This is a genomic window from Ottowia beijingensis, assembly GCF_013423955.1.
GTDB lineage: Bacteria > Pseudomonadota > Gammaproteobacteria > Burkholderiales > Burkholderiaceae_C > Ottowia > Ottowia beijingensis.
In genome coordinates this window covers 3,685,499-3,711,519 of record NZ_JACCKX010000001.1, presented here as the reverse complement: position 1 = coordinate 3,711,519, position 26,021 = coordinate 3,685,499, and the positions used below count along the sequence as shown (strand labels likewise).

At 65.2% G+C, this 26,021-nt stretch carries 16 protein-coding genes and 8 pseudogenes; 9 read left to right on the top strand and 15 right to left on the bottom strand.

Features of this window, described 5'->3' with window-relative positions; all coding sequences use genetic code 11:
- The first annotated feature begins 31 nt into the window (after nucleotides 1-31).
- Both mnmC2 and mnmC1 read left to right on the top strand, forming a co-directional pair.
- A complete protein-coding gene (mnmC2, locus tag H0I39_RS24310; RefSeq protein ID WP_373368318.1) occupies nucleotides 32-886 on the top strand; it encodes a tRNA (5-methylaminomethyl-2-thiouridine)(34)-methyltransferase MnmC2 in 855 nt (284 codons plus the stop codon).
- The gene (gene mnmC1, locus H0I39_RS24305) at nucleotides 850-2,070 is read left to right on the top strand and encodes an FAD-dependent 5-carboxymethylaminomethyl-2-thiouridine(34) oxidoreductase MnmC1 (protein WP_373368317.1); all 1,221 of its coding nucleotides are present in this window, start codon (nucleotides 850-852) and stop codon (nucleotides 2,068-2,070) included. Before mnmC2 ends, mnmC1 begins: the two co-directional genes overlap by 37 nt.
- 78 nt (nucleotides 2,071-2,148) lie before the next feature.
- Here the strand turns inward: mnmC1 and H0I39_RS18280 are convergent, their stop codons facing one another.
- The 4 genes from H0I39_RS18280 to H0I39_RS18265 form a co-directional block, all read right to left on the bottom strand.
- On the bottom strand, nucleotides 2,149-3,324 hold the full coding sequence (locus tag H0I39_RS18280; RefSeq protein WP_180551875.1) for an ABC transporter substrate-binding protein: 1,176 nt from the start codon (nucleotides 3,322-3,324) through the stop codon (nucleotides 2,149-2,151).
- 166 nt (nucleotides 3,325-3,490) lie between these two features.
- Nucleotides 3,491-3,856 carry a hypothetical protein gene (locus H0I39_RS18275; protein ID WP_180551425.1) on the bottom strand — a complete coding sequence of 122 codons (366 nt, stop codon included), beginning with the start codon at nucleotides 3,854-3,856 and terminating at the stop codon, nucleotides 3,491-3,493.
- Between the two features lie 3 nt (nucleotides 3,857-3,859).
- Nucleotides 3,860-4,288, bottom strand: coding sequence for a DNA polymerase III subunit chi (locus tag H0I39_RS18270; protein ID WP_180551424.1), 429 nt, complete (start codon nucleotides 4,286-4,288; stop codon nucleotides 3,860-3,862).
- 30 nt (nucleotides 4,289-4,318) lie between these two features.
- Nucleotides 4,319-5,854, bottom strand: a complete 1,536-nt coding sequence (locus tag H0I39_RS18265; RefSeq protein WP_180551423.1) for a leucyl aminopeptidase — start codon at nucleotides 5,852-5,854, stop codon at nucleotides 4,319-4,321.
- A gap of 26 nt (nucleotides 5,855-5,880) precedes the next feature.
- Here H0I39_RS18265 and lptF point away from each other — a divergent pair, with 26 nt between their 5' ends.
- The 6 genes and pseudogenes from lptF (at nucleotide 5,881) to H0I39_RS18235 (ending at nucleotide 11,512) form a co-directional block, all read left to right on the top strand.
- Nucleotides 5,881-6,981 carry an LPS export ABC transporter permease LptF gene (gene lptF / locus H0I39_RS18260; RefSeq protein WP_180551422.1) on the top strand — a complete coding sequence of 367 codons (1,101 nt, stop codon included), beginning with the start codon at nucleotides 5,881-5,883 and terminating at the stop codon, nucleotides 6,979-6,981.
- Entirely contained in the window at nucleotides 6,978-8,084 is a 1,107-nt protein-coding gene (gene lptG, locus H0I39_RS18255; RefSeq protein ID WP_180551421.1) for an LPS export ABC transporter permease LptG, read from the top strand. The genes lptF and lptG overlap by 4 nt, the downstream gene beginning before the upstream one ends.
- A gap of 1 nt (nucleotide 8,085) precedes the next feature.
- Complete coding sequence (locus H0I39_RS18250) at nucleotides 8,086-8,472, top strand: sirohydrochlorin chelatase (protein ID WP_308645890.1); 387 nt, start codon at nucleotides 8,086-8,088, stop codon at nucleotides 8,470-8,472.
- A gap of 44 nt (nucleotides 8,473-8,516) precedes the next feature.
- Nucleotides 8,517-9,458 (top strand): CysB family HTH-type transcriptional regulator, encoded by a 942-nt coding sequence (locus tag H0I39_RS18245; protein ID WP_180551420.1) that lies wholly within the window; start codon nucleotides 8,517-8,519, stop codon nucleotides 9,456-9,458.
- 234 nt (nucleotides 9,459-9,692) lie between these two features.
- The gene (locus tag H0I39_RS18240) at nucleotides 9,693-10,856 is read left to right on the top strand and encodes a pyridoxal phosphate-dependent aminotransferase (RefSeq protein WP_180551419.1); all 1,164 of its coding nucleotides are present in this window, start codon (nucleotides 9,693-9,695) and stop codon (nucleotides 10,854-10,856) included.
- A gap of 144 nt (nucleotides 10,857-11,000) precedes the next feature.
- Nucleotides 11,001-11,512: pseudogene (locus H0I39_RS18235) on the top strand (EVE domain-containing protein).
- Nucleotides 11,513-11,592: 80 nt separating this feature from the next.
- On the opposite strand, the pseudogene H0I39_RS18230 reads toward H0I39_RS18235, so the two are convergent.
- Nucleotides 11,593-12,254: pseudogene (locus tag H0I39_RS18230) on the bottom strand (class I SAM-dependent methyltransferase).
- A complete protein-coding gene (locus tag H0I39_RS22745; RefSeq protein WP_257645880.1) occupies nucleotides 12,254-12,547 on the bottom strand; it encodes a class I SAM-dependent methyltransferase in 294 nt (97 codons plus the stop codon). The pseudogene H0I39_RS18230 and the gene H0I39_RS22745 overlap by 1 nt, the downstream one beginning before the upstream one ends.
- Nucleotides 12,548-12,843: 296 nt before the next feature.
- Here H0I39_RS22745 and H0I39_RS18225 point away from each other — a divergent pair.
- Nucleotides 12,844-13,832 (top strand): annotated as a pseudogene (locus tag H0I39_RS18225) (Bug family tripartite tricarboxylate transporter substrate binding protein).
- 152 nt (nucleotides 13,833-13,984) lie between these two features.
- Here H0I39_RS18225 and H0I39_RS18220 read toward each other — a convergent pair.
- From H0I39_RS18220 to aceF, 9 genes and pseudogenes are all read right to left on the bottom strand, one after another.
- Nucleotides 13,985-15,587 (bottom strand): annotated as a pseudogene (locus H0I39_RS18220) (type I restriction-modification system subunit M).
- A pseudogene (locus H0I39_RS18215) lies at nucleotides 15,584-16,500 on the bottom strand (virulence RhuM family protein). The pseudogenes H0I39_RS18220 and H0I39_RS18215 overlap by 4 nt, the downstream one beginning before the upstream one ends.
- 130 nt (nucleotides 16,501-16,630) lie before the next feature.
- Complete coding sequence (locus H0I39_RS18210; protein WP_257645879.1) at nucleotides 16,631-17,209, bottom strand: restriction endonuclease subunit S; 579 nt, start codon at nucleotides 17,207-17,209, stop codon at nucleotides 16,631-16,633.
- Nucleotides 17,181-17,306 carry a restriction endonuclease subunit S domain-containing protein gene (locus H0I39_RS22740; protein ID WP_257645878.1) on the bottom strand — a complete coding sequence of 42 codons (126 nt, stop codon included), beginning with the start codon at nucleotides 17,304-17,306 and terminating at the stop codon, nucleotides 17,181-17,183. Before H0I39_RS22740 ends, H0I39_RS18210 begins: the two co-directional genes overlap by 29 nt.
- Nucleotides 17,307-17,323: 17 nt before the next feature.
- Nucleotides 17,324-17,728: a restriction endonuclease subunit S domain-containing protein gene (locus H0I39_RS18200; RefSeq protein ID WP_180551417.1), complete on the bottom strand. Its 405-nt coding sequence runs from the start codon at nucleotides 17,726-17,728 to the stop codon at nucleotides 17,324-17,326.
- Nucleotides 17,725-19,209: a Fic family protein gene (locus tag H0I39_RS18195; protein ID WP_257645877.1), complete on the bottom strand. Its 1,485-nt coding sequence runs from the start codon at nucleotides 19,207-19,209 to the stop codon at nucleotides 17,725-17,727. The genes H0I39_RS18200 and H0I39_RS18195 overlap by 4 nt, the downstream gene beginning before the upstream one ends.
- Before the next feature lie 7 nt (nucleotides 19,210-19,216).
- Nucleotides 19,217-22,251: pseudogene (locus H0I39_RS18190) on the bottom strand (type I restriction endonuclease subunit R).
- 191 nt (nucleotides 22,252-22,442) lie between these two features.
- Nucleotides 22,443-24,304, bottom strand: a pseudogene (gene lpdA / locus H0I39_RS18185) (dihydrolipoyl dehydrogenase).
- A 13-nt stretch (nucleotides 24,305-24,317) separates the two neighbouring features.
- Nucleotides 24,318-26,009: pseudogene (gene aceF, locus H0I39_RS18180) on the bottom strand (dihydrolipoyllysine-residue acetyltransferase).
- Nucleotides 26,010-26,021 lie beyond the last annotated feature (12 nt).

Sequence of the window (26,021 nt, the reverse complement as noted above, 5' to 3'; positions counted from 1 at the left end):
GCGAGCAGCTATCAATTGATTAGCAAAAAGGATGACCAACCCGACCATCCAGTGGCGCGACGATGGCACGCCCTTCAGCCCGCGTTTCGGTGACATCTACCGCAACACGGGCAGTGACGGTCGCGGCGGCCTCGCCCAGGCGCGTCAAGTGTTCCTGCAGGGCTGTGGCCTGCTGTCGACGGCTGAAGAAGCCACGGCATGGGCAGGCGCCCCCTGCTGGGCCGTGCTGGAGACAGGTTTTGGCCTCGGCCTCAACTTCCTCGCCACCTGGCACACATGGCGGCAAGACCCCAGGCGCCCGGCCCGCCTGTTCTACAGCGCGGTCGAAGCCTTCCCGCCCGAGCCCGCCGACCTGATCCGCAGCGTCGCCGCCTTCCCCGAACTGGCACCGCTGGCCGCCGAACTGGCGGCCCGGTGGCATGGCCTGCTGCCGGGCGTGCACCGCCTGCGGCTGGATGACGAGCGCGTGCAGCTGACGCTGTCCATCGGCGATGTGCAACCCGCGCTGGCGGAGCTGACGGGTGAGCACGACACCATCTACCTCGACGGTTTCGACCCCGTGCGCAACCCCGCCATGTGGAGCCTGCACACACTCAAGGCCGTGGCGCGGCTGGCGCGGCGCGGTGCCCGTGCGGCCACCTGGTGCGTGGCGCGCGAGGTGCGTGAAGCCATGACGGCGGCCGGCTTCGACGTCGAGCGCGTGCCCGGCCTGCCCCCAAGCGGCACGCACTGCAGGCCCGCTATGCGCCGCGCTGGGCGGCACGCCGTCGCACCCTCGCCGATGAGCCAGCGCGTGTGGCGGGGCCGGGGCGCTGCGTGGTCATCGGCGCCGGTCTGGCAGGCGCCTCGGTGGCGTACAGCCTGGCGCAGCGCGGCTGGCAGGTGACAGTGCTGGACCGCGCCGCCGAGCCTGCCAGTGGTGCGAGCGGCCTGCCGGCCGGCGTGGTGGCGCCGCATGTCTCGCCCGACGATCGCCCGCTGTCGCGCCTCACACGCGCCGGCGTGCGCGCCACCTTGCAGCGCGCGCAGGCGCTGCTGCGCGAAGGCACCGACTTCGGTGCGACCGGCGTTCTGGAGCGCCACGCACCCGGCGAACGCCGGTTGCCGCCGAGCTGGCAGGATGCCCCGCAAACCGAAGCGACTCGTACCGATTCTGTGGCCTCCGACAACCAGGAAACCATTGAAAACGCGGCCATCGCTGGCGTACGGCTGGACGACGCCCACCAGGCCCTGTGGCATGCACAGGCCGGGTGGATTCGACCGGCCACCCTGGTGCGCGCCATGCTAAAGGCCCCACGCATCACCTGGCGCGGCGACACAGCCGTGTCCCGCATCGAGTCGCACGGGGCGCTGTGGCGCGTGGTAGACGCAGGCGGCGAGTTCATCACCGAGGCCGAACAGGTGTTCATCACCGCCGGTTTCGATTCGCTGGCGCTGCTGCAGACAGCCGCGCCCGCCGCACCACCATTGCACGCGCTGCGCGGCCAGGTCGCCTTCGGTCTCATGCCCGATGGCACGGCCGCCGATGCGCTGCCGCCCTTCCCGGTCAACGGCCAGGGCAGCCTGATCGCGCATCTGCCGGGCGAGCACGGGCCTTGGTGGATCACCGGCTCCACCTTCGAGCGTGGCAACACGCAGCCCGAACTGCTGCCCGCCGATCACGACGCCAACCTCGAACGCCTGTCCGAGCTGCTGCCGCGCGCCGCCGAGGCGCTGCAAGGCCAATGGTCCGACGGCCGCGCCCAGGCCTGGGCTGCGGTGCGCGCCACCCTGCCCGATCGCCTGCCCGCCGTTGGCGCGTGGGGTGCTGCCAGCAACGCGGCTTCAGTAGAAAAAGTGGCCATAAGCGCCACCGACAAAGCGCCAGCAGCTATTGAAATAGAAGCAAACGAGCAACCCCTGCCGCTGCATCTGTTGGCCGGCCTGGGAGCCCGCGGCCTGACGCTGGCCGTGCTGTGTGGCGAGATTGCGGCAGCGCAGTTGCACGGTGAACCCTTGCCGGTGGCCGCATCGCTGGCCCGGCGTCTCCGTGCAGACCGCTGGTGGCCGCGCGACACGGGGAATCACTGACGCCCACGAAAAAGGCCACCCGAAGGTGGCCTGTGTCGCCAACCGCAACCGCGTGCGCGGTTGCGGTGACGGACAGCATCAATCCAGCGGCGTCTTCTTGCCGTCCACGTAGTGGTGCAGCGTGATGGCGGCGTTCTTCATCTCGCCGTTGGGCTCGAACTGGATGTTGGCGGTGACGCCCTTGTAGTCCGACTCGGCCAGCTTGGCCGTGTAAACCGCCGGATCGACCGAGTCGGCACGCTTCATGGCGTCCGCCAGCAGCATGGTCGCGTCGTAGGTGTACGGGCTGTAGATCTGGTATTGATTGGGGTACTTGGCGTCGTAGCGGGCCTTCCACTCCACGCCGCCCGGCATCTTCTGGATCGAAGAGCCGCCTTCGGCGCAGATCATCTTGCCCAGCGTCTTGGCGCCAGCAGCCAGCTTGGCGATCTCGGTGGTGCAGATGCCGTCGCCACCGAAATAGTTGACTTCACCCAGGCCCAGTTGCTCCATCTGGCGCAGCATGGGGCCCGCCTGGGCGTCCATGCCACCGAAGAAGATGCCGTCGGGATTCTTCGACTTGATGGCCGTCAGGATGGCCATGAAGTCGGTGGCCTTGTCGGTGGTGAACTGCTCGTCCACGATCTCGATGCCCTTGGTCTTGGCGGTCTCGGCAAACACCTTCGCCACGCCCTGGCCGTAGGCCGTGCGGTCGTCGATGACGGCGATCCGCTTCAGCTTCAGGTTGTCGGCAGCGTAGTTGGCCAGGCCAGCACCCAGCGCCAGGTCGTTGGCGATGATGCGGTAGGTGGTCTTGTAGCCGGGCTTGGTCAGGTCAGGGTTGGTGGCCGCGCCGGTGACGTGCGGGATGCCGCAGTCGTTGTAGACCTTCGAAGCCGGGATGGTGGTGCCCGAGTTCAGGTGACCCACCACGCCGTTCACCTTGGCGTCGCACAGCTTCTGCGCGGCGGCGGTGCCCTGCTTGGGATCGGCGGCGTCGTCCTCGGCCTGGATCTCGAACTTGATGGTCTTGCCGCCGATGACGATGTTCTGCGTGTTCAGATCCTCGATCGCCATGCGCGAGCCGTTCTCGTTGTCCTTGCCGTAGTGCGCCTGCGGGCCCGACACCGGCGCCACGTGGCCGATCTTGACGACCTGCGTCTCACCCCTGCGGCGGCTGCGGGCGCTGGGGCCGGTGCAGGCGCGGCGGCAGGTGCCTCGGCGGCTGGCGCGGGCGCTGGTGCGGGGGCTGGGGCCTCTTCCTTCTTGCTGCAGCCCACGGCAACAAAGGCACCCACCACGGCCGCGGCCCAAGTCAGCTTCAAATTCATTTCACTACCTCCAAGGTGTTGGTTAAGCCGGAAACGTTAGCGCATGCGGCCGGTCAGCGACATCAGGGAACACGCTAGTGTCTGACCGATGCCGAATTACGGGTTTTCACCTAGAGGGCGCGCCCCGAATCGCCCTGAACCAGCGACTTGGCCACGGCCTCGCGCACCACGTCGGCCACGGCTTTCTGCACCCGGCCGTTGAAGCCCAGCATCTGCTCATGCAGCACGCGGCCGATGGCTTCGCTGATCAGGCGGTCGAGATCGGGGCCCAGGCGGGCCAGCAGCTCGTCGGCCGTGGCCATGGCGTGATCGGCGGCGCTGACGGCCGGGGGCACGGCGGGGACCGGATTTGCCGCGGCTTCGGCGGCGGCCGGCGGCACCTGCGCGGGCTCGGGCGCGGTGTCGATCTTCACCACTTCGGTCAGCGTGGGCACGAAGCGCGGGGGCTGTGCGGCGGGGGCGTCTTCGTTCGACAAGGCTTACTCCTTGGCGGCCAGGTCGTGCCGCTTGATCTGGTAGCCGCGGTCGGCATAGTGGCGCCAGCGCTGGCGTGCGTGGGCGCGGTCGGTGTCGTCGGTGGCCACCAGCTCGATCAGGCGCTCGAAGCGCTCGAAGCCCGACGGCACGGCAGCACCCAGGTGCACCAGCACCCCGGCCTGGGGCAGCTGCGCACAGTTTTCGGCCAGCACGATGGGCGTGGCGCCCAGAACGGGTGCGGGCGCAGTGGCCAGGCAGTGCGGGATGAAATCCAGCGCCGAAAAGCTCCACAGCTGGGTGTTCAGCGCGTCCAGCGTATCGGCCGGCGCCACCACGCCCACCGGCCCGCCCGCGGCATAGGCCTTGCGCAGCAAACGGCAGGCGTAGCCCAGCTTGTCGGGCACGTTGAAATGAAAGGCCACCTCAGTCATGACTTCCGACCCCTTGCGGCCGCAGGCGGATCAGCCGCGCTTGCCCTTGCCGGACTTGCGCCTGGCGGCCTTGGCCGGCTTGGGCTCGGCTGCCGCCACGCCCTCCTGCCCCAGCAGGTAATGCACCAGCAGGCCCACCGGTCGGCCGGTGGCGCCCTTGGCGGCGCCACCCTTCCAGGCCGTGCCGGCGATGTCCAGGTGCGCCCAGGCGAACTCGGATGCAAAGCGTTGCAGGAATTTCGCCGCCGTCACCGCACCGGCCGGGCGGCCGCCCACGTTGGCCACATCGGCAAAGTTGGTTTTCAGCGCCTCGGCGTAGTCGTCGTCCAGCGGCAGGCGCCAGCACAGGTCGCCGGCGCGGTCGCCAGCGGCCAGCAGGGCATCGGCCAGCCCATCGTCGCTGGCGAACAGGCCGCTGCGCACGCCACCCAGCGCGATCACGCAGGCGCCGGTCAGCGTGGCGATGTCGATCACGGCGCGTGGCTTGAAGCGCTCGGCGTAGGTCAGCGCATCGCACAGCACCAGGCGGCCTTCGGCATCGGTGTTCAGCACCTCGATGGTCTGGCCGCTCATGCTCGTGACCACGTCGCCGGGTTTCAGCGCGCCGCCATCGGGCATGTTTTCGCACGCGGGGATCAGGCCGACCACGTTCACCGCCGGCTTCAGCTCGCCCAGCGTGCGGAACACGCCCAGCACGCTGGCCGCGCCGCTCATGTCGAACTTCATCTCGTCCATCTCGGGCGCCGGCTTCAGCGACACGCCACCCGTGTCGAACGTGATGCCCTTGCCCACCAGCACCACCGGCGCCTGCGACTTGGCGGCGCCGTCGTAGCGCAGCACGATGAAGCGCAATTCTTCCTTCGAACCCTGCGCCACGGCCTGGAACGAGCCCATGCCCAGCCTGGCCACTTCCTTCGGACCCAGCACCTCGCAGTTCACGCGCGGTAGCTTGCCCAGCGCCTGCGCTGCCTCGCCCAGCATCGTGGGCGTGGCGTGGTTGGCCGGGCGGTTGGCCCATTCGCGCGCCTCCCGCACGCCGCTGGCAATGGCCACGGCCTGGCGGAACGGCTCGCGCAGCGCCTCGGCCTCGGGCACGCCGATGACGGCCTCGGTGATGCGTGGCGGCTCCTTGGCCTTGTCCTTGTCGCCCTTCGGCTTCTTGCTGCTCTTGGTGGCGGTGTAGACGTAGCACGCGTCGGCCAGCGCCAGCGTGGCGGCGCGCAGGGCGCCTTCGTCGGCCGACTGGGCAAAGCACAGCGTCAGCGCCTTGGCCGGGCTACCCTTGAGCGCGCCCACGGCGGCGCCCACGGCCTTGCGCACCTTGGCGGCGCTGCCATCGCCCACGCCGGCCAGCACCACGCGCTCGGCCGCCACGCGGGCGGCGCCATAGCTCGACAGCACCGAACCGGCCTCGGTCTTGAAGTCCTCGCTGCCGCGGGCGCGTTCGATGAGCGCCGACAGCGCGTCGTCGCCGGGTTCAAAGCCATCGGCCACCAGCACGATCAGGGCGGGTGTCTTGCCGGCGGCGGCTTCCGCCAGGCGGAGCGGTCTGAGTTCGAGGTGCATAATCCAGTTTTTCCTTCTCTCGCGCGATGTTATTCGATTCCTCCCTGCGCAAAGAGCTGGGCCGCAGCTTCGGCGCGACCCTGGTGGTGCTGGTCACCATCGTGATGACGGTGATGCTGATCCGCACGCTGGGCCAGGCCTCGGTGGGGCGCGTCAACCCGTCCGAGGTGATGCTGGTGATGGGCTTCACGGTGCTCGGCCACCTGCCCACCATCCTCACGCTCAGCCTGTTCGTGGCCATCACCGCCACGCTGACGCGCATGTACGCCGCCAGCGAGATGGTGGTGTGGTTCGCCAGCGGCCAGGGGCTGTTCACCTTTCTCAAGCCCATCCTGCGCTTTGCCTGGCCGGTGCTGCTGGCGGTGGCGGTGCTGGCCATCGTGGTGTGGCCGTGGTCCAACCACCAGATCCGCGAGTTGCGCGACCGCTACCAGGGGCGGGGCGACATTGAGCGCGTGGCGCCCGGCCGCTTCATCGAATCGGCCGGCGGCCAGCGCGTGTTCTTCATCGACAAGGACACGGCCGACGCGCAGACCGGCAACAACATCTTCATCGCCGCCAACGAGCGCGGCATGGAGACCGTGACCTCCGCCCAGAGCGGCCGGCTCGACGTGGTCAAGGGCGAGCGCTTCGTGATCCTGGACAAGGGCTACCGCCTGGAGACCGACACCGCCAGCGGCGAAACCCGCGTGAGCAACTTCGTCGAATACGGCAACCGCATCAGCCCGCAGATCGTCGGCCCCACCGACAACGATTCGCCGCGCATGAAGCGCACCACCGTGCTGATGGGCGACCCCACGCCGCGCCACAAGGCCGAGCTGTCGTGGCGCCTGGGGCTGACGCTGGCGGCGCTCAACTGCGTCATCATCGCCCTGGCCGCCACGCGCGTGAACCCGCGCGTGGGCCGCAGCGCGGGGCTGATGTTCGCGCTGTTCGCCTTCGCCACCTACTACAACCTGATCGGCGTTGGCGAGAGCTGGATCGGCCACGGCAAGATCGGGCTGCTGCCCTTCATGCTGCTGCTGCACGGCGGCATCTTCGCGCTGGCCATGGGGGCGCTGCTGGCGCGCCATGCCGGCTGGTTCAGCGTGCGGCGCCTGCTGCCGGCGCGCCGGGGCACCGCATGAGAACCATCCGCCGCCTGATCTACAGCGAGGTGCTGCGCGCCGTCGGCTTCGTCACCCTGGCCTTCCTGGCGCTGTTCTTCTTTTTCGACATGGTCGACCAGATGGGCGAGCTGAACCAGGGTGCATCGCGCGGCTACACCGTGGGCTATGCGCTGCTGTACGTGGCGCTGCAGGTGCCCAACCACCTGTACGAGCTGCTGCCCATCGCCGTGCTGATCGGCACCATCTTCGTCATGGCGCGGCTGGCCAGCAGCTCCGAGTTCACCATCCTGCGCACCAGCGGGCTGGGGCTGCGCGCGCTGGGCACGCTGCTGCTGCTCGGCGTGGCGTTCGTGGCCGTCACCTTCGTGTTCGGCGACTACGTGGCTCCCGCTGCCAACCGCACGGCGCAGACGCTGCAGGCGCGCTTTCTGGGCGACATCACCGTGGGCCGCACCGGCGCCTGGATGAAGGACCGGCAGGAGGGCCGCAACTACTCGGTCAACGTCGGCGCGCTCGCGTCCGACGGCACCCTGAACCAGGTGCGCATCTACGAGTTCGCCAACGACAGCGGGCGCCTGCTGTCCACCACCAAGGCCGCGCACGGCCGCTTTGGCGATCATGGCTGGGACCTGCAGGACGTGGAGCGCCGCAGCTTCGAGCAGGCCACCCAGGCCGCACAGCCGCGCGTCGAAGTCGTCCGGCTGGCCGAGTGGCAATGGCCCACCGGGCTCTCGCTCGACATGGTGGCCGCTGCCCTGCTGAGCCCCGACCGCATGCAGACGGTGGACCTGTTCCAGTACATCAACCACCTGCAGGACAACGGCCAGAACGCCCAGCGCTACGAGATCGAGTTCTGGCGCAAGGTGTTCTACCCGCTCAGTTGCCTGGTGATGATGGTGCTGGCCCTGCCCTTCGCCTACCTGCACTTCCGCGCCGGCAACATCGCCGGCTACGTGTTCGTGGGCGTGCTGGTGGGCATCAGCTTCTTCCTGCTGAACAACGTGTTCGGCTTTGTCGGCAACCTGCGCAACTGGGAGCCCTGGCTGGCCGCCGCCGCGCCGGGCATCATCTATTCGCTGCTGTCGCTGGGCGCCTTCGGCTGGCTGGTATTGAGGCAGTAACGTGACCGCGCCATCAACCCGCCCCGCCATCGTGCTGTTCGCCCACGGCTCGCGCGATCCGCTGTGGCGCGCACCCATCGAGGCCGTGGCCGAGCGCATCCGCACCCTGGCACCCGGTGCCGCCGTGGCCTGCGCCTATCTTGAATACACCGAGCCGACGCTGGAGACCGTGGTGGCGCAGCTGGCCGGCAGCGGCGCCACCGCCATCGCCGTGTGGCCCATGTTCCTGGGCACCGGGCGGCACGCGCGCGACGATCTGCCGCGCCTCGTCGATGCCCTGCGCGCCCAGCATCCGGGCATTGATTTCACGCTGCAAGCCGCGATTGCCGAGCACCCCGACGTGCTGCACGCCATGGCCGCCGCCGCCCTGCAGAGCGGCCACCCTTAGACGGGTTTCGGCATAATGATGGGGTTCTATATTCAACAAACCCCATGAACCTGCACCAATTCCGCTTCGTGCAAGAAGCCGCGCGCCGGGGCCTGAACCTGACCGAAGCGGCCAAGGCCCTGCACACCTCGCAGCCCGGCGTCTCCAAGGCCATCATCGAGCTGGAAGAAGAACTGGGCATCGACATTTTCACCCGCCACGGCAAGCGCCTGAAGCGCATCACCGAACCCGGCCAGCACGTGCTCGACAGCATCGCCATCATCATGCGCGAGGTCGGCAACCTCAAGCGCATTGGCGAGCAATACAGCGCGCAGGACACCGGCACGCTGTCGATCGCCACCACCCACACCCAGGCGCGCTACGTGCTGCCACTGCCCGTGGCCAAACTGCGCGAGCAATACCCCAAGGTCAACATCAGCCTGCACCAGGGCGCGCCCGACCAGGTGGCGCGCATGGTGATCGAGGAAACGGCCGAAATCGGCATCGCCACCGAATCGCTGGCCAACTACCCCGAACTCGTCACCCTGCCCTGCTACGAATGGCAGCACGTGCTGGTGCTGCCTGCCACCCACCCGCTGGCGAAGAAGGAGCGCCTGACGCTGGAGGACATTGCGTCCGAGCCGCTCATCACCTATCACCCCTCGTTCACCGGCCGCACCCGCATCGACAACGCCTTCGCCCAGCGCCAGCTCACGCCCCGCGTCGTGCTGGAGGCCATCGACTCCGACGTCATCAAGACCTACGTGCGCCTGGGGCTGGGCATCGGCATCGTGGCCGAGATGGCCGTGGCCGCCGACAAGGACACCGACCTCGCCACCCGCCCGCTGGGCCAGCTGCTGGGCCAGAACGTGGCGCGCATCGCCCTCAAGCGCGGCGCCTACCTGCGCGACTTCGTCTACCACTTCGCCAGCCTGCTGTCCGACCGGCTCGACAAGAACCTGATCCTCAAAGCCATGACCGGCCACGTGGCCGACTATGAGCTGTGAGCACGATGGCACCGCCGATGATGAAGCCCTCGTGCTGTGGGAGCGGGCTTGCCCGCGATGGCAGCGCATCACCCACACGCAGGCCCCATCGCGGGCAAGCCCGCTCCCTCAACACTGCCAAGAATCATCAATAACAATAGCTGCTTGCGCCCGTCAATAGCCATTTTCAGATATTTTTCTCTTGAAACCATTACCTGACAAGCGCAACCCACTATCAAAATTTCACTTCGCCCCATGACCACCCCCACCTTCCCCTCGCGCCTGCCCAACGTCGGCACCACCATCTTCACCGTCATGTCGGCGCTGGCCGTGCAGCACAAGGCCGTCAACCTGGGCCAGGGCTTCCCGGATTTCGATTGCGACCCCAAGCTGGTCGACGGCGTCACCACCGCCATGCAGCAGGGCCACAACCAGTACCCGCCCATGACCGGCATCGCCCCGCTGCGCGAGGCCATTGCTGCAAAAATCGAAGCGCTCTACGCCCGCCGCTACGATGCCGCGGCAGAAATCACCGTCACCGCCGGCGCCACCCAGGCCATCCTCACCGCCATCCTGTGCTGCGTCGGCCCCGGCGACGAAGTCATCGTGCTCGAGCCCTGCTACGACAGCTACGTCCCCAACATCGAGTTGGCCGGCGCCACCGTCGTGCGCGTGCCCCTCACCCCCGGCACCTTCCGCCCCGATTTCGACAAGATCGCCGCCGCTTTGAGCCCCAAGACCCGCGCCATCATCATCAACACCCCGCACAACCCCAGCGGCACCGTCTGGTCGCCCGCCGACATGCGCCGGCTGGATGAACTGCTCGCCCCCACCAACGTGCTGGTGATCAGCGACGAGGTGTACGAACACATGGTCTACGCCCCGCTGCAACACGAAAGCGTGGCGCGCTATCCGGGCCTCGCCGCGCGCAGCTTCATCGTCAGCAGCTTCGGCAAGACGTACCACGTCACCGGCTGGAAGGTCGGCTACGTCGCCGCCCCCGCCGCGCTCACCGCCGAATTCCGCAAAGTGCACCAGTTCAACGTGTTCACCGTCAACACCCCCATGCAGCACGGCCTGGCCAGCTACATGCAGGACCCGGCGCCGTACCTGAACCTGCCCGCGTTCTACGCCGCCAAGCGCGATCTGTTCCGCGCCGGGCTGGCCCGCACCAAGTTCCGCCTGCTGCCGTGCGAAGGCACTTACTTCCAGAGCGTCGCCATCGATCAGCTGGCCGTGCCGGAGCGCGAGCTGAGCGAAGCCGACTTCTGCCAGTGGCTGACACGCGAGATCGGCGTGGCCGCCATCCCGCTGTCGGCCTTCTACGGCGATGGCTTCGACCAGAAAGTGGTGCGCTTTTGCTTCGCCAAGAAGGACGACACCTTGCGCGCCGCGCTGGAGCGGCTGGCGCGGCTCTGACTCGGCAGGCCGCAGCGCCTCATCCGCTATACCGTTGATAGCTTCTGGCGCAGGTCCAGCCTGCTTCAACGCCTGATTTCTTTGAAATTCTTGGCGTGGTGACGGGTCTGCGCCAAGCGCCGCCCTGGCGCGCACAATTGCCCCATGCCCGCTCGACCCACCTGCGCCGCCGCACCGCCGCTGACCACCGCCAACCGCGCCCCGCGCTACTGGCTGATGAAATCCGAGCCGGCGGAGTGCAGCATCGACGACGCCCTGGCCGCGCCCGGCCAGACCGTTCCCTGACCGGCGTGCGCAATTACCAGGCACGCAACTTCATGCGCGATGCGATGCAGGTCGGCGACGGCGTGCTGTTCTACCACTCCAGTTGCCCGGCGCCGGGCATTGCCGGGCTGGCGCGCGTCGCTTCGCCCACCCGCGCGGACCCGACGCAGTTCGACCCCGCATCGCCCTACCACGACCCCCGATCGCCGACCGACAAGCCGCGCTGGCTGCTGCTGGACGTGCAGGCGCTGCGCAAGACGCGCCTGGTTTCGCTGGCCGACCTGCGCGCCGTGCCCGAACTGGCCGACATGCGCGCGCTGCAGCGCGGTAACCGCCTGTCGATCACGCCGGTCACCGCGGCCGAGTGGGAACGCATCCAGGCGCTGATCTGACGGTCGGCGCGCGCCGGCGGCAACGCGGCCAGTAAGGCTGACCAGGGCGGCAGGCTGATCAAGCGCAGCGCGTGCGCCGCTCAGGCCGGTGCGCGGTAGACGATCACCTTCAGCGAGCGCGCTTCGTCGCGGTCGGCAAACACCGGCGGGTTCGGCAGCCGACCGACGCGCTGCAGGCCGGGCGCCTGTTCGCGCATCGCGTCGTCCAGGAACGCGGGGCCCAGTTCCGGTGCGTTCAGGCACAGCAGCGCCTGGCCGCCGGGCGCCAGCAGGTCGGGCAGGCGCCGCATCAGCCGCGGGTAGTCCTTGGTGGCGACGAAACTGCCCTTCTGGTAACTGGGCGGATCAACAATCACCAGATCGTAGGGACCGCTGCGCGTCAGCTTGCCCCAGGACGAAAGACGTCGTGCGCCAGGAAACTGGCGCCGCTGGCGATGCCGTTCAGGCGGTGGTTCTGTTGCCCGGCGGCCAGCGCGCCGCGGCTCATGTCCACGTTGACAACCTGCGCTGCACCGGCCTGCATTGCCACCACGGAAAACGCGCAGGTGTAGGCAAACAGGTTCAGCACCTTGGGGCCGCGCCCTGGCGCGCGAGCGGCGTGCCCGGCCACTTGCTCGCGCACCCAGCGCCGGCCCTCCGCCATGTCCAGAAACAGGCCATGGTTCTGGCCGCGCAGCACGTGCACGCCGTAGCGCGTGGCGCCTTCCGTGACCACCTGCGGATCGGGCACGCTGCCGCTCATCAAGCGGGTGGCGTCCGCCCCGCGCCGCGTGCCGCCTCGCCGCGCTGCTGAAAGACCCAGTTCAGCGGCACGCCGCCCGGTGCGATCTGCGCCCAGCGCCGCTGCAGCGCATCGCCGATGGTGGCGAGCTGCGCATCCGTCACCGGCGCGAAGCTGGTGAGGACGAAAACCGGCGGGTAGGCGTCCAGCACCCAGTGCTCCTCACCTGGGTAGCGCCCTCCGCGGCCGTGAAAGATGCGGACGGCATCGCCGGGCCAGGCCATGCCGTCAATGGCGCGCAGGAGTTCGTTCATCGTGTGAGGAGATGGATGGGAAATTTAAAGCAAAAAGTGGCTGAAACGCCCGTCCACCGGGCGCGAGCAGCTATCGTTTTCATGACATATCAATGCCGTCCACGACCCGGTGGGAGGATTGTCGCGGCATTCACCACGCGTGCCGAAAGCGCGGGTGCCACGCCCGGCCCGCACCGTGCATCACCCGCGGATCGGGCATCAGAGGGAAACACCTCTTGCCAGACGCTCAACGATCTTCCTAAAGTGAGCTTTGCCGCCCACCGTGGGCTTCACCCCAGCGAAAGGAACCGTTGTTCATGAAGGCATTCAACACCCTGTCCCGTCGCCAGCTCGCCCGCGTTGCCGGGGCCTGTTTCGCGCTCTGCGCACTGGGGGCTGCCGCGCAAGGCAGCTACCCGACCAAGCCGGTACGCATCGTGGTGGGCTTCTCGGCGGGCGGCACCACCGACATCGTGGCGCGCATCATGGCCAGGAGCTCACCGCCGATCTGGGCCAGTCCTTCGTGGTGGACAACAAACCGGGCGGTGGCAGCAACATCGCGACGGACATGGTGGCCGCGGCGGCGCCCGATGGCTACACCCTGCTGTTCGTGGCGGTGACCAGCGCGATCAACCAGACGCTCTACCCCAACGTCAAGTTCGACCTGAACCGCGACTTCGAGGCCGTGGCGCTGGGCGCCAAAGTGCCCAACATGCTGGTCGTCCACCCCAGCGTGCCCGCCAGAAACGTCAAGGAATTCATCGACTGGGCGCGCGCCAACGAAGGCAAGATTTCCTACGCCTCGTCCGGCAGCGGCACGTCCATCCACATGGCGGGCGAAATGTTCAAGGTGCGCACCGGGCTGAAAACGCAGCACATCCCCTACAAGGGCAGCGCCCCGGCCGTGACCGACCTGATCGGCAACCAGGTGCAGTTCATGTTCGACAACATGCCCGCGTCGTGGCCACACGTGCAGTCGGGCAAGCTGAAGGCGCTGGCCGTCACCACCAAGACGCGGTCCGCCACCGCGCCCGACGTGCCCACGCTGGAGGAAAGCGGCGTCAAGCCCTTCGACGTCAGTTCCTGGTTCGGCCTGATCGCGCCCAAGGGCACGCCCAAGGACATCGTCGACAAGCTCAACAAGGCCATGAACGCGGCCTTCGACAAACCCGAAGTGAAGGAGGCCTACGCCAAGCTCGGCGCCGTGGCCGAAAAGAACAGCCCGCAGGACTTCAGCAAGTTCATCGCCGCCGAAGTGCACAACTGGGCCCCGATCGTGAAGGCGTCGGGGGCGAAGGTGGATTGACGCGCGCCCGGCGTCAGAACGACGACGAGATTGTTCGTCCCCACTCTGCGCTGGAGTGGGCCACACCCGCCAATTTGCCCGCCGTTGCGGCCTGCAGGCCGCAACGGTGATGTCAAGGATCACAGCGTCGTGCCTTCGTGCAACCAGCGTCGTCACGGCAGCAGTTTCAGCCCAAGCTCCCTCAAAAGCATTGTGCTTGTCCCTGGCGGCCGTGATCGCCTCTTCGATGTCCACCAGCTCGCGGTGGGTCACCTCCAGGTCAATCTCCGCCTCGCCCACCGCGGTGCTGATGTAGCGCGAGATGTTCAGGTTGAAGTCGTTCTTTCAATCTCGGCCATTCCCACCCGGCGTGAGTAGCGGGCCTCTTCCTCGCGGAACTGGTAGGTCTGGATGATCTTGGCGATGTGCTCATCCGTCAGTTGATTCTGGCGCTTGCCTTTGGCAAAGTGCTCGGCGGCGTTGATGAACAGCACGTCGTCCGGCTTCTTGCACTTCTTCAGCACCAGGATGCACACGGGAATACCGGTGGAATAGAACAGGTTGGCCGGCAAGCCAATCACCGTGTCGATGTGGCCATCCTTCAGCAGCTTGGTGCGAATGCGCTCCTCCGCCCCGCCCCGGAACAGCACCCCATGCGGCAGGATGATGGCCATCACGCCCTCGTCCTTCAGAAAGTGAAAGCCGTGCAGCAAAAGGCGAAGTCCGCTGCGGACTTGGGCGCCAGGCCGTGGCTTTTAAAGCGCACATCGTCTGCCATGGCCTCGTTGGGCTCCCAGCGATAGCTGAAAGGCGGGTTGGCCACGATGGCATCGAACGCGGGCTTCTTGGCCGGGTTCAGCTCGCGCAGCATGTCCCAGTCGTTGGCCAGCGTGTCACCGTGGAAGATTTCAAACTCCGTGTCCTTCACCCCGTGCAGCAGCATGTTCATGCGCGCCAGGTTGTAGGTGGTGATGTTCTTTTCCTGACCGTAAATCTTGCCAATGCCATGCGGCCCCATGCGCTTGCGCACGTTCAGCAGCAGCGAGCCCGACCCACACGCAAAGTCCATCACGCTGTCGAGCCGCTGCTTGGCGCCGGTTTTGGGCTCCTGGCTGTCCAGCGTGACGATGGCGGAGAGGATGTCCGAGATTTGCTGCGGCGTATAAAACTCGCCCGCCTTCTTGCCCGAGCCCGCCGCAAACTGGCCGATCAGGTATTCATAGGCATCGCCCAGCGCATCCACGCTGGTGGAAAAATCGGCCAGCCCCTCTGCAATCTTCTGAATCACCACGCACAGCTTGGCATTGCGCTCGGTGTAGGTCTTGCCCAGCTTGGGCGAGGCCAGGTCGATTTCGGAAAACAGCCCCCAAACGCGCTCTGGAACGACTCGGTTTCGATGTATTTGAAGCCCTCTTGCAGCGTATCGAGCAAACCCGGGTGCTGCGTGCGCGCCATGTGCGCAATGCTGCTCCACAGGTAATCCGGCTTGATCACATAGTGCACCTTGCGGCGCATCTGCTTTTCAAACGCGGGCACATCCGCCGCGTTGTCGGCGTACCAAACGGCCAAGGGCACCCGCCCGTCATCGTCCGCCAGCTGGGGGTAATCGCTGCCCAGCTCCTTTTTGGCGGCGGTCTCGTAGTTGTCTGACAGATAGCGCAGAAACAGAAACGACAGCATGTAATCGCGGAAATCGTCCGCGTCCATGGCCCCGCGCAGCTGGTCGGCAATGGCCCACAGGGTCTTGCCCAGTTGTATTTGGTTTTGTTCGGTCATTTTTTGGGGCGGTTCTTGATGGTGCTTTCCAGCGCCTTCAATTCAGCGTCATCCTGCGCGTCCGCAACACGCGCTTCATCGGCCTTGCGGCGCTGGTCAAAGTCCAGGTACAGCGGCTCCAGCTTTTGCCCCATGCGGGCGTGGCTGACGGTGCCTGCCCCGCTGAGCAGCGGAAACCCGTTGGACAAAATGATCTGCCCCACGTTCTCGCGCCAGAAGCCCATGCTGGTGATGGTCTGCCGCTTGGCGCGCAACTCTGCCGTTTCCAGAAAGATGACCACCAACCGGTTCAAGGTGTCCACTTCGTCTTCGGTCAGGTAGTTTTTGGCCACCACAATGTCCTGCTTGCGCACCTGGGCGCCCTTCCAGGTCAGCAGGCCGAAATGCGGGTCGGCAGGGTTGGCCCGGCTCACGATCAATTCCGCGGCCGTCTTTTGCGTTACCGCATACAGCAGCAGGTTCTGCACCGTGGCAAAAAGGTCTGCGTGGCTTCATCGGTCTTGTCGTAGTCCGCCGCCAGGGCAAACAGGTCGCGCAGCTTTTGGTAGAAGCGCTTTTCCGAAGCCCGAATGTCCCGGATGCGCGCCAGCATCTCGTCAAAATAGTCCGGGCGGCCGTCCGGGTTCTTCAGCCGCTCGTCGTCCATCACAAAGCCCTTGACCAGATACTCCTTGAGCACCGTGGACGCCCAGCGGCGGAACTGCACGCCACGCGGCGAGCGCACGCGGTAGCCCACGGACAGGATGGCGTCGAGGTTGTAGAGCGTGACGGGGCGCTGCACCTGGCGCGTGCCCTCGGTTTGAACTGTCAAGGATTCCTTGACAGTTGCCGCCGCATCCAATTCACCATCCTCAAAGATGTTTTTGAGGTGCAGCGAGATGTTCTGCTTGGTGGCGTCAAACAGTTCTGCCATCTCCAACTGGGTCAGCCACACCGTACCCAAGTCGGCCCGAAGCTGAATCTGGCTCTTGCCGTCGTCGGTGGTGTACAGAATCAGGCTGTTCATGCGGCCACCTCCTGCGCCGGAGGAAAAAGCTGCTGCATCAACCCTTTTTGTGGGTCTTGAAGGTTTCGAGTTCTTGCGTGGCGGTGGTGATGAGGGTGTCGAGGGAATTGAGACAGTCGGCGATTCGCTGTTGTTCTTTCGCATTTGGAACTTGAATGGTCAACGCTTTCAGTTGTCCACCGGTAATTAGCGGTTGACCAGAGCCGAAGATCATTTTGTTCAGGCCAACCTGATAGAGATAGAAGAAAATGAAGTCTAGGCCTATGACTTGCCGTTTCTTGAGCGTAATGACGAGCGTGTTGTCGGTGACGCCGAACTCCCCGGTAGCTTTAGTTAAAAGCCCAGCATTCGCACCGACACGTGCAACCAAAATATAAATGCCACTGAAGCTGCCGCTATTTGTCCTGCCGATGACCCCTGTTGAGCCGTACAAGTCAAAAGCGCCATCTTGTGCAGACTTGTCTTTCCCCGATGAAATCGTCTCGCTCAAATCCTCCAGGTTTTGTCTCTTCCACTCGCCCGCATTCCGAAACTCAGGAAACCGCAGACGCGGTTGGGTTTCGCCTTCGCGGGGAAAAGCTGCTGCATCAGCCCTTTTTATGGGTCTTGAGGGCATGAACTTTGCGGGCTTGCGCGGCGATCAGTTCGTCCAAGGAACTCAGGCAGTCGGCGATTTTTTGTTGTTCGGCAGTTTTAGGTATGGGCACCAGCATAGGTGCAAAGGTGGAAATCAATGCCGCTCATGTGCACCAACTTCGAATGAAACATTTCGCAGTGTTTCAAACATGAACTTGATGTTCGCTCCATCCTTGGCCAGCAATATTTTCATTGCGGAAGATTTGGCTTTGAACGGGAAATCAACGAACTGCGTAGCCGTTGTAAAGTCGTCAAAGATGATTACGGGCAAACCTTCGCGGAAGATTCCATGCTCTTCATTCGTATATCCAAGAATGAAAGTCTTCCCAGCAGTTAAAACGGGAGTCTTAAAGATTGGGCTGTATCGTTCATCTTTAACGAGATACGGAGTTGGTTGTTGATAGCCTAGGCACTTCTCAAGCAGAGTCATCTCCCACCCTTCAGCCCTCCGAAACTCCGGAAACCGCAGCTTAGGCACCAATTTCTTCTCTTCATTCATTTCAATGCACTCCGGCCTTTGTCCGTCAGGCGGTATTTCTGTGTAGGGCTGCGGGGCGAGTCGGGCTGGGTCATCTCCACCAGGTGCTGTTGCAAGGCTGGGTTTAAGTAGCCGTCCAAAAAGCTGGGGCGGTGTTTGAGATCGAGCATTTGCATGAGCTCCTTGGTCCCCTTGGCACCCTGCTGCAAGGCCAGGCACAAGCGGCGAACTTGTTCGGTTACTTGTTCGGTTACTTGTTCGGTTACTTGTTCGGTTACTTGTTCGGTTGCTTGTTCGGTTGCTTGTTCGGTTGCTGGGGTCTCGACTTGTTCGGAGGCACTCTCCCACAGCCCTTGGGGCCGCCGAACCAGGGCCGTGAACTGGTTGCCGCTGAGCTCGCTGATCAGCTCGATCTGCGGCCACTCGCCCAGCGCCCTGGGGATGCCGCTGCCCATGCCACGGTAGGGCAGCAGGCGAAAGGCGTGCTCGCTGAGCGTGGGGTTGCGGCGGTTGCTTTTGCCGTGGCGGATGTCGTCAATGCTCAGGCTGTCGGACAGGGGGCCGGGGCTGATGATTTCGATGCGGTCGCGAAACACCAGAATGCGGATGGAGGCGCTGGTGAAGTAGTCGCGGTGCACCAGCGCATTGACCAGCAGTTCTTGCAGGGCGATTTCTGGCACTTCCAAAATGCCCGGCGAGTTGAAGCCCTGGCTGCCTTGCACGCGGCGCAGGTTGCGTTTGATGAAGGCCAGCGCCTCGGCGTACTGGGTGGGCAGGGTGCCGCTGAAGTCCTGGCTGTCTTGGTAGTGGGTGTCGGCAATGCTGGTGCCATAAAACGCGACGGCCTTGATGGTGAACGCGGGCCGCCAGCGCAGCGGGTTGTGGCCAAACAGCATGAGGCCGGCCAAGGTGAGTTCATGGCCATCGCCCAGGCCCAGGTTTTGCAGCACGGCGTCCAGCGGCAGCCCGGCTTGGGCGGTGTCTGCGCTGTAGTGCTGGGCCAGGTAGCGGCGAAAGGCGGGTTCATCCAGATCGGCGCTGGTGGTGCCTGCCACGGGCACCACATCGGCATAGACCAGGCCACCGCTTTGGAACATGCGCTGCATTTCTTCGCGCGCGGTCACATGGCGTTTGTCGGCCCCTTGTTTGACCCAGATGCGGCCCTGGCGGTCCAGGTAAGGCTTGGCCAGGCCGTTGGGCACGGTGACCACCATGACCAGCCCGGCGCGGGTTGGCACGTTTTCGGTGCGGGGGTGAATGGGAGGGCGCACATGCTGGCTGCTGGCGTTGCTGAGCATTTGGTTCAGGTGGCGCACATCGGCGGCGCTGAGCCCGGCGATGGAGCCGTCGTCGTCCACACCGATCAACAAGGTGCCCCCACCGCTGTTGGCAAAGGCGGCCAGTTCGGCGGCCATAGCGTCGGGGCTGTGGAAGCTGCGCTTGAACTGCTGGCGGGTGTGCTCGCCCAGGGCTATGCGCTCCAGCAGCGCGGCCTCGGTCAAGGCTTGCTCACTCATACGCACTCAGCCCCGAAATTTCGCGCCCACCGTGTTGTTCGGCCCGCTTTTGCAGCAACGGCACCAGCTCTTTCATCAACGCCGTTTCTGCCTGCGCCCTGGCCTTCCAGCCCAGCTCCAGCGGGGCCATCAAATCGCTCAGCACCTCGCCATCAAAAATCATGCGCTGCAAGATGCCGTCCACAAAGGTTTGCAGCGCGGCGGGGGCCAGGTGGTGGCGGGTGGCGATGTCGGTCAGCTCGGCGCTGTCTTTTTCCTTCTTGAACTTTGTGTAGCCCTCGCGGATGGCGGCTTCGCTCAGGCCCTCGCCCGCCTTCAGGGTGTGGATGTAGGCGGCAATGTCGTCGCGCTCGTTCATGAATTTGGCGTCGGACAGGATCAAGCCCAGCAGCTCGTCCTTGGTCATCTTCTGCTTGCCGCCGCCCTGCAGCCCCTGCTGCGAAAAACGCGACATGAGGCCCATGATGTAGTCGTAGTCGATGACGCTGCTGGCAAACAGCACAAATTCAAAGTCGAGCTGGTCCACCGCATCGGCTGCGCCGCCCTGCCCTTCGCTGCCTTTGTCGTGCTGGGCTTGTTGGGCTTTGAGGCGCTGGGCGGTTTCGAGGTAAGCACCGCGAAAGGCTTGCAATTGCTCGGCAGGCAGGATGTGTTCGATGGCGGTGGCGTTGTCTTCCGTCAGGTCGGTGTACTGGTCGAGCTGGGTTTTGAGGCGCTGCACTTCTTTGAAGTTGTGGATGAAGGCGGCGCGGGCGTCGTCGCCCTTCAGGCTGTGCACGGCGTCAGGCGTGCAGGCCAGGCCCTGGCTTTGCATGAAGTCGGCCAGTTTTTGCACGGCGGCGTCCAGCTTCTGGATGACGACCGGGGCTTTGTCCACCAGCCAGATCTTGCGGGCCTCTTCGCCCGACTTCTCACCTGAAAACAGGGCAATGGCGGCGTCCACACTGGCTTGCTGCTGGCGAAAGTCCAGGATGTTGCCGTAGGGCTTGGTGCCGTTCAGCACGCGGTTGGTGCGCGAGAAAGCCTGTATCAAGCCGTGGTGCTTGAGGTTTTTGTCGACATACAGGGTGTTGAGGTATTTGCTGTCAAACCCGGTGAGCAGCATGTCCACCACGATGGTGATGTCGATTTTGTGGTGCGGGGCCGCCGGAAAAGCCTTGCGCAAGTCTGCGTCTGGCCACTGGTGGTCTTTGATGCGCTTTTGCACATCCTGGTAGTACAGGTCGAACTCGGCTGTGGTGTGGTTGGTGCCGTAGCGGGCGTTGTAGCGGGCCAGGATGGCTTTGAGGGCGGCCTTTTTGCCCTCGGGGTCCACCTGGTTGTCTTCTTTTTCCTGGGGCAGGTCTTCCTGGATTTGCCGCACATCGGCATCGCCCTCTGCCGGGGGCGAGAACACGCAGGCGATGTTGAGCGGCACAAAGGCGGGGTCTGCCTTCTGCCTGGCGTGCTGCAGCTCGTCAAACAGGCGGTGGTATTCAATGGCGTCGTTGATGCTGGCGGTGGCCAGCACGGCGTTGAAGCGGCGGTGGGCGGTGGCCGTGTCGTGTTTGGCCAGAATGGCCTCGATCACGGCCTTTTGGCCAGGGCCTCGCCGGGCCTGGGCGGGTTCTTGCCCTCGGGTTTGTAGTAGTCCACATGAAAGCGCAGCACGTTGGCGTCTTCAATCGCGTGGGTGATGGTGTAGGCGTGCAGTTGTTTCTGGAACAGGTCTTCCGTGGTTTTCATGGAAGCCTGTTCGTCCTCGATCTGCGTGCGGCTGGAGTTGGCCTCAAAAATGGGCGTGCCGGTAAAGCCGAACAGTTGCGCCTTGGGGAAGAACTCTTTGATGGCCTGGTGGTTGTCGCCAAACTGCGAGCGGTGGCATTCGTCAAAGATGAAGACGATGCGTTTGTTGGCCAGCGGTGCCAGTTGCTCTTTGTAGGTGGCCTTGCCGTCTTTCTTTTGCTGCTTGTTGCGGCGGCTGTTTTCATCCAGCGCCAGGCCCAGCTTCTGGATGGTGGTGACGATGACCTTGTCGGCGTAGTCATCCGACAGCAGGCGGCGCACCAGCGTGGCGGTGTTGGTGTTTTCCTCCACACAGCCTTCTTGAAAGCGGTTGAATTCTTCGCGGGTCTGGCGGTCCAGGTCTTTGCGGTCCACCACAAAGAGGCATTTCTCCACATCGGGGTTGTCCTTGAGCAGCGTGGAGGCCTTGAAGGACGTGAGCGTTTTGCCGCTGCCTGTGGTGTGCCAGATGTAGCCGTTGCCGCAGTTCTGGTGAATGCAGTCCACGATGGCCTTGACGGCATAGACCTGGTAGGGCCGCATCATGAGCAGCTTTTGCTCCGATGCCACCAGCACCATGTAGCGGCTGATGGTCTGGCCCAGGGTGCACTTGCCCAGGAACTTGTCGGCAAACTCGTCGAGCTGGGTGATCTTCTTGTTGGCCTCGTCCGCAAACTGGTAGATGGGCAAAAACCGCTCGTCCGCATTGAACGCAAAGTGCCGCGCGTTGTTGTTGGCGAAGTAGTAGGTGTTGGTGCGGTTGCTGACGATGAAGAGCTGCAAAAAGCTCAGCAGCGTTTTGGTGTAGCCGTTGCCTGGGTCGTTTTTGTAGTCAACGATCTGCTCCATGGCCCGGCGGGGGTTGATGGTGAGCGTTTTCAGCTCCACCTGCACACACGGCACGCCGTTGATGAGGATGAGCACGTCATACCGGTGGTGGCTGTAGTCGGTGCTGATGCGCAGCTGGTTGACCACCTCGAAGGTGTTCTTGCACCAGTCCTTGATGTTGACCAGGGTGTAGTTCAGCGGCGTGCCGTCTTCGCGGGTGAAGGCGTTGATGCTGCGCAGGGTTTTGGCAGCGGTGAATACGTCGGGGGTGACGATCTCGTCCAGCAGGCGGGCGAATTCGCCATCGGTCAGGTGAACGCGGTTCAGGGCCTCGAACTTCTCGCGGAAGTTGCGCTCCAGTGCGGCGCGGTCGCGGATGTCGGGGCGGTATTCGTATTTGAGGCCCTGGAGCTTGCCGATGAAGCCGTATTCGATCTGGTCCTCTTTGACTGCGAGGCTTGGCTTGACAGGCGCGGGAGCGTAGGAGGTCGTGAGGAGGACATGGCTGCCAATTGTGACTGCTGGATTGGCGATGCTAGCCCCTGACGGGGCAGCATCCATCCCATGCATGAAAAAGCCGCGCAGCCCTTTCGGGGCATGCGCGGCCAGCTATCGGATAAGTAGCGCTATTTGCGCTGCGGCGGCAGATCCGTGCAGCTGCCGTGCGCCACCTCCGCCGCCATGCCGATGCTTTCGCCCAGCGTGGGGTGTGGGTGGATGGTCTTGCCGATGTCCACCGCGTCGGCGCCCATTTCGATGGCCAGGGCGATCTCGCCGATCATGTCGCCGGCATGCGTGCCGACGATGCCGCCGCCCAGGATGCGGCCGTGGCCGTGTGCCTCGGGACTGTCGTCGAAGAGCAACTTGGTGAAGCCTTCGTCGCGGCCGTTGGCGATGGCGCGGCCCGAGGCGTTCCAGGGGAACAGGCCTTTCTTGACCGCGATGCCCTGGGCCTTGGCCTGGTCTTCGGTCAGGCCGACCCAGGCGACTTCGGGGTCGGTGTAGGCCACGCTGGGGATGACGCGGGCATTGAACGCGCTGCGCGCCAGCGCCTCGTCGCCCTTCAGCTCGCCGGCGATGACCTCAGCGGCCACGTGCGCCTCGTGCACCGCCTTGTGCGCCAGCATGGGCTGGCCGACGATGTCGCCGATGGCGAAGATGTGCGGCACGTTGGTGCGCATCTGGATATCGACGTCGATGAAGCCACGCTCGGTGACGGCGACACCGGCCTGGTCGGCACCGATCTTATTGCCGTTGGGGCTGCGGCCCACGGCCTGCAGCACCAGGTCATAGGTTTGCGGCGCGGGGGCGCCCTCGCCTTCGAACGTCACCTCGATGCCCGCGTCGGTGGCCTTGGCGCCCACCGTCTTGGTCTTGAGCATGATGTTGTCAAAGCGCGGCGCGTTCATCTTCTGCCAGACCTTGACCAGGTCGCGGTCGGCGCCCTGCATCAGGCCGTCCAGCATCTCGACCACGTCGAGGCGCGCGCCCAGGGTGCTGTACACCGTGCCCATCTCCAGGCCGATGATGCCGCCGCCCAGGATCAGCATGCGCTGGGGACGCCCGCCAGCGCCAGCGCGCCGGTGGAGTCGACCACGCGCGGGTCTTCGGGCATGAAGGGCAGGTGCACGGCCTGGCTGCCGGCGGCAATGATGGCCTTCTGGAACTGCACGACCTTTTACCGCCGGTCTTGTCCTGGGCGGTGCCCGTGGTTTCTTCCACGGAAAGGTGGTGGGCGCCGACGAAGCTGCCGTAACCGCGCAGGACCGTGACCTTGCGCATCTTGGCCATGGCGCCCAGGCCGCCGGTCAGCTTGGCGATGACCTTTTCCTTGTGCGTGCGCAGCTGGTCGATGTTCACCTTCGGCGCGCCGCCGTAGTCGATGCCGAGCGCCGCCAGGTGGCTGACTTCGTCCATCACGGCGGCCACATGCAGCAGCGCCTTGGACGGGATGCAGCCGACGTTGAGGCACACGCCGCCGAGTTGGGCGTAACGCTCGACCAGCACGACCTTCAGGCCCAGGTCGGCCGCACGGAAGGCGGCCGAGTAGCCACCGGGGCCGCCGCCGAGGACGAGGACGTCGCAGTCCAGGTCGGTCTGGCCGCTGTAGCTGGCGGCAGCGGGCACAGGCTGCTTGCTCCCTCCCCGCTGGGGGAGGGTTGGGGTGGGGGCTCGGCGACGGAGCTGGAAGCCGGGGCAGCCCCCACCCTGCCCTCCCCCAGAGGGGAGGGGTTGGCGCAGCAGCGGCTTCAGCCGCGTCGAGCGTCAGTACCACCGAGCCTTCGTTGACGGTGTCGCCCAGCTTCACCGCCAGCGACTTGACGACGCCCGCATGGCTCGACGGAATCTCCATCGACGCCTTGTCGCTCTCGACGGTGATCAGCGACTGCTCCACCTTCACGGTGTCGCCCGGCTTGACCAGCAGCTCGATGACGGCGACGTCCTTGAAGTCGCCGATGTCGGGCACCTTGACCTGAATTTCGCTCATGTCGTGGTTCCCTTCACAGCAGCACGCGGCGGAAGTCCGCCAGCACCTGGCCCAGATAAGCGTTGAAGCGCGCCGCAGCCGCGCCGTCGATGACGCGGTGGTCGTAGCTCAAGGACAGCGGCAACATCAGGCGCGGCTCGAAGTCCTTGCCGTTCCAGCGCGGCTTCATCTCGCTGCGGCACACACCCAGAATCGCCACCTCGGGCGCGTTGATGATCGGCGTGAAGTAGGTGCCGCCAATGCCGCCCAGGCTGCTGATGGTGAAGGTGGCGCCGCTCATGTCGGCGGGGCTGGCCTTGCCGTCGCGCGCCTTCTTGCTCAACTCGCCCAGTTCCTGGCTGATCTGCATCACGCCTTTCTGGTCGGCGTTCTTGATGACAGGCACCACCAGGCCGTTCGGCGTGTCGGCGGCGAAGCCGATGTTCCAGTACTGTTTGTAGACCAGGCTGTCGCCGTCGATGCTGGCGTTGAACTCGGGGAACTTCTTCAGCGCCGCCACGCAGGCCTTGATGAGGAAGGCGAGCATCGTCACCTTGATGCCGGCCTTGGCGTTCTCCTGGTTGAGCTGCACGCGCAGCGCTTCCAGTTCGGTGATGTCGGCATCGTCGTTGTTGGTGACGTGCGGGATCATCACCCAGTTGCGGTGCAGGTTGGCGCCGCTGATCTTCTTGATGCGCGAAAGCGGCTTCGGCTCGATAGGGCCGAACTTGGCGAAGTCGACCTTGGGCCAGGGGATCAGGCCCAGCGCCGCGCCATCGCCGCCAGCCGGTGCCGCAGCGCCCTGCGCCTGCGTGCGCTGGGTGCCGGCCATCACGGCCTTGGTGAAGGCCTGCACGTCTTCCTGCGTGATGCGGCCCTTGGCGCCGCTGCCCTTCACCTCGGCCAGCGGCACGCCCAGCTCACGCGCGAACTTGCGCACGCTGGGGCTGGCGTGCGGCAGGCCCAGTGGTGGCTTGGTGGGATCATGCGGCGCAGCGGCAATCACTTCTGATTTGATAGCTGCTTGCGCTTGTGGGGCGGGCGCTGGAGCCTGTTTTGACTCTGAACCTGATGGCGCGGCTGCAGGTGCAGGTGCAGGTGTCGGGGCCGGTGCGGCGCCCGCGCCTTCGACGATGGCCAGCAGGTCGCCCTGGTTGATCTTGTCACCCAGCTTGACTTTCAGTTCCTTGAGCACGCCGGCGGCGCTGGACGGGATCTCCATCGAAGCCTTGTCGGATTCGACCGTGATCAGCTCTGCTCGACCTTGATGGTGTCGCCGGGTTGGACGAACACCTCGATCACGGCGACGTCCTTGAAGTCGCCGATGTCAGGCACGCGCACTTCGACCAGACCGCCGGGTGCAGGCGTGCCGGCACCTGCCGTGTCGGCAGCACGCGCAGCCGCCGATGCCTGGCTGGCACCCGGCACCACTTCGCTACCGCCGACGGGCGCCTCTGCGTTGGCCGCGGCGGGCGCGGCGGCACCAGCGCCCTCGCCTTCCAGCAACACCACAACGCTGCCCTCGTTGACCGTGTCGCCGAGCTTGACCTTGACCTCCTTCACCACGCCGGCGGCGCTGGAGGATTTCCATCGAGGCCTTGTCGCTCTCGACGGTGATGAGCGACTGCTCCACCTTCACCGTGTCGCCGGGCTTGACCAGCAGCTCGATCACGGCCACGTCCTTGAAGTCGCCGATGTCGGGGACCTTGACTTCCACCAATGCCATGACGGGTCTCCC